This window comes from Bathymodiolus azoricus thioautotrophic gill symbiont, from assembly GCF_001298715.1.
In the GTDB taxonomy this organism is placed as follows: Bacteria; Pseudomonadota; Gammaproteobacteria; order PS1; family Pseudothioglobaceae; genus Thiodubiliella.
Genome location: NZ_CDSC02000056.1, coordinates 1 through 3,524 on the forward strand (window position 1 = coordinate 1; position 3,524 = coordinate 3,524).

General features: G+C 39.3%; 3 protein-coding genes. All 3 read right to left on the reverse strand.

The genetic code is table 11. The features are described 5' to 3' along the window. Nucleotides 1-211: 211 nt before the first annotated feature. The 3 genes from BAZSYMA_RS01040 to BAZSYMA_RS01050 are packed head-to-tail and all read right to left on the reverse strand — an operon-like array spanning nucleotide 212 to nucleotide 3,434. A complete protein-coding gene (locus BAZSYMA_RS01040; protein WP_090714666.1) occupies nucleotides 212-2,371 on the reverse strand; it encodes a DUF255 domain-containing protein in 2,160 nt (719 codons plus the stop codon). Between the two features lie 41 nt (nucleotides 2,372-2,412). Further along, nucleotides 2,413-2,904: a hypothetical protein gene (locus tag BAZSYMA_RS01045; RefSeq protein ID WP_090714668.1), complete on the reverse strand. Its 492-nt coding sequence runs from the start codon at nucleotides 2,902-2,904 to the stop codon at nucleotides 2,413-2,415. After that, nucleotides 2,901-3,434, reverse strand: coding sequence for an RNA polymerase sigma factor (locus tag BAZSYMA_RS01050; RefSeq protein WP_090714670.1), 534 nt, complete (start codon nucleotides 3,432-3,434; stop codon nucleotides 2,901-2,903). The genes BAZSYMA_RS01045 and BAZSYMA_RS01050 overlap by 4 nt, the downstream gene beginning before the upstream one ends. Nucleotides 3,435-3,524 lie beyond the last annotated feature (90 nt).

Consider the following 3,524-nt stretch of genomic DNA (forward strand, 5'->3'; position numbering starts at 1 on the left):
GTTTACTCCGTTTTGACTCCTCTTTTGATAAAATAACAACTCTCGCTATAACTATCCTTATATTTTAAATGATCATTTAAAATATAAGGATAGTTATGGTGAGGGGGTGGATTTGATAGGATAGATGCGAATTTACAGAAAGAAATTTACTTGACCGAAAATTTAACCTTTTTTTGGAATAAATTTAAAGATCTTGCCTCTAAAAAGTGAGTTAGTTTAAGGGTACTTTTATTTGTTGTGGGGGTAGGCAGATTTTGTCGCTACAGGCTTGTAGGTTTAAGGTAGCAAGAGTGAATTTTGCGCTTTTTAGGGAAAAATTGAGGATGATCTTTCCGTCATACACGGCTAATTTGTCTTTACTAAGGCTTAGGTTGATGTTTTTTGCTTTGGGGTAGTGGACTTCTTGTAAATTGCTGCTGTTAAGTTGGGTGGCAATTAGACCTTTTTGTAGGACTTTGTTGGCATTGATGTGCCAGCCTTTGGCGATGTTGATGGTGATTTTTCGGTGGTGGGATTGGATTTTAATTTTGCCATTGTAGGTGTAGAGGGTCGAAGATAAAGCACCTTGTTGCTTAGCGTTGTAGTGTGTGATGATGCTGGCGTGGGCATTGAGCGCATGGCTAATTTGGGTGCTGAAACTGGAGAATAGTTGCTGGGCGAGTTGCTGGTATTTTATGTCTTGGGTGCGTGCGGATAACTTGTTGAGTACGCTATAGGCGACAGCGTTGGCGTTGATCAGTGCGCCATCGGCAATTTCTTTGCGGTTGTTAATGCGTTTGTTGTTGCTAATTTTGAAGCCGAATTTTTGCTTGTCCCAAAAATTGTGAATGGCTTGGTCAGTTAATTTTTGTGCCTTTATTAGGATTTTTTCGTTGTCAACAGCGTCATACAAATCAATCAAGGCATCGGCAAAGTAGGCATAATCTTCAAAAATCGCAGTTTGTGAGGTTTTTCCGTCAATTTGCACACGTTTTAGGGTATTTTTGTAAAAGTTGTCTAGCAAGAAATCGGCTAGATTTTGTGCTACGCTTAGGTATTTATCATCAAAATTGCTGGCACTAACAAATGATTTGAGTAGTAGCGCATTCCACGAGAGCAAGATTTTGTTGTCAAGTAGGGGCTTATTGCGTGCTTGGCGTGCTTGGTAGAGTTTGGCTAATAGGGCGTCGATTTTGATGAAATCAGAGGCTTGTATTTTGTCAATTTTTTTCAAATGAATCACTTGATGTTGCTCAAACTCAGTGGTATCTGATAGGTCAAAATAGTGTTGGAATTGGGCAAAGTCAGCACCTAAAGTTGTTTTTAATTGATCGGTGTTCCAAATAAAAAATAATCCTTCTTCGCCATTGCTATCGGCATCGGTGGCACTATAAAAGCCGCCATTTCGCATCTCACGAATGGCGTAATCTAGGGTTTGTGTGGCAATGCGCTTATAAAAAGGATTGAGAGTGAGTTGGTAGGCTTTGGTGTAAACCATGGCGAGTTGTGCTTGGTTGTAGAGCATTTTTTCAAAGTGTGGGAATAACCAAGCATTATCGGTGGCATAGCGATGAAATCCGCCACCGACAACATCGTAAATTCCCCCACCTGCCATGGCGTTAAGTGTTGTGGTGATGGCGTTTAATTTGTCGTTGCTGGGGCGTCGCATTTGCTCGTCAATAAGCATGAGTAATTGTGCTTCGTGGGGAAATTTGGGCGCATCACCAAAGCCACCGTCAAATTCGTCGAAGTTTTTGAGTAAATTTTGCACGGCTAATGATTGCAGATTTTGAGGTGGTTTTGTGGCTGAGATAGTTTTTTCTCGCAGTGCGTCTTTAATATTTTTGGCAGTTTTTAGGACTAAACTTTGATCATGTTGCCAAACATTTTGTAGTTGTTTGAGCTTGGCAAGCAGTGTGTTTTTAGGGAAATAAGTACCCGCAAAAAACCCTTCACCTGCTGGTGTTAGTACCACATTTAGTGGCCAGCCACCACTGCCTGTGAGTAGCTGAGAAATGTCTATAAAATGACTATCAACATCAGGTAATACTTCTCTGTCCACTTTGATGGCAATAAAATTTTCATTGAGCGATTTGGCAACTATCAAGTCTTCAAAACTTTCCTCCTCCATTACATGACACCAGTGGCAAGTGGCATAGCCAATAGATAGAAATATCAGTTTGTTTTGTTGCTTTGCCAGTTGAAAAGCCTCATCATTAAAGCCGTACCAATTGACGGGATTGTGTGCGTGCTGTAATAAATAAGGCGAGTTGGCTAAAATCAAATGGTTGGTAAACTTGGCTTTGCCGCCTTCAATGTGTCTGGTGCGTGGCTGATAATTTGTACCTTTTTGTTGGTAAGCTGTTTGTAAGTCTTGGTTCGAATGTGCCATAATTAGTGCAGGGAAAAGAAAAATAAGTGTTTTAAGAAGTTTCACAGGTGTTTTGTATATTCCATTTTTTTTGGCATTGTTATGTGGGCTTTGTTTTCAATTGAAATTATCACCATAGCCTGTTTGAAATTGGCAAGCATAGTTTTACCTAAGGTGACATTTTTTACTCCGCTATCGGGTAACTCAGTGATTTTAAAAATTTGACCGTTTTTCTTAATCCACAATACGCAGACTTCGTTTTTGCCGACTACCATTGGACTGACTGCCTTGATAGAGAGTTGCTGGTTTTCCAAAATCGCATCCCAGCCTGTATCGCCAGCATTGAGAATGATGGTGCTGGCATTAGGCGCAAGTGAGGTAAAAATCACGATTGGAAGCAATAAAAGCAAGGTGTGCCAAAGTTTGAGTGTTTGCTTGATTTTCCTTGCCAATCCTAGTTCGAGTTCGCCAGTAATATCCTTCCAAACTTGCTTTTTTGCTTTTTTATCTAAAGGAGCAATGGCGTTTAGCAGTGTGAGATCTTTATGCTTCATAAGCCCTCCATACAGACTTTTAGTTTAGGTAGTGCACGTTTCACCCAGCTTTTGATGGTGTTGTCTGATTTGTTAAAAATTTTAGCAATTTGTGCGTAGGTTTTGCCGTGAAAATATTGCATAAATAAGGCGTCTTTAATATGCGTATCTAGTGTTTTTAAACATTCAATAATGCGTTTTTTATTCTCAGCCTGCTCCAATTTTTCTAGCAGTTGGATTTGCTCGTCGTTAATGATGTTTAAATCAAAATCATCGGCAATCGGCAACTGTTTTTTACGATAAAAATCAATTGCATAGTTGCGTGCAATGGTAACCATCCAAGTTAGTGGCTTAGATTTCTCTGGGTCATAGTGTTCAAAATTATGATAAATTTTCACAAACACCTCCTGTAAACAATCTTGAGCAAGCTGCTCTTGCTTTAAGATACGCAAAATCACCCCGTAAAGTTGCGTAGCAGATAATTGATAGATATGGTGAAAATTTCTATCACTAAGGGGTTGGGCGAAATAATGAGTAAGGTTCTTATCCATAGATTAATTTTACGAAACTTTTACAAAATTGTTGCAACTATTTATAAACATAGTTCGTATATTTGAAGTGCAGTGTAATAATGGGACTGT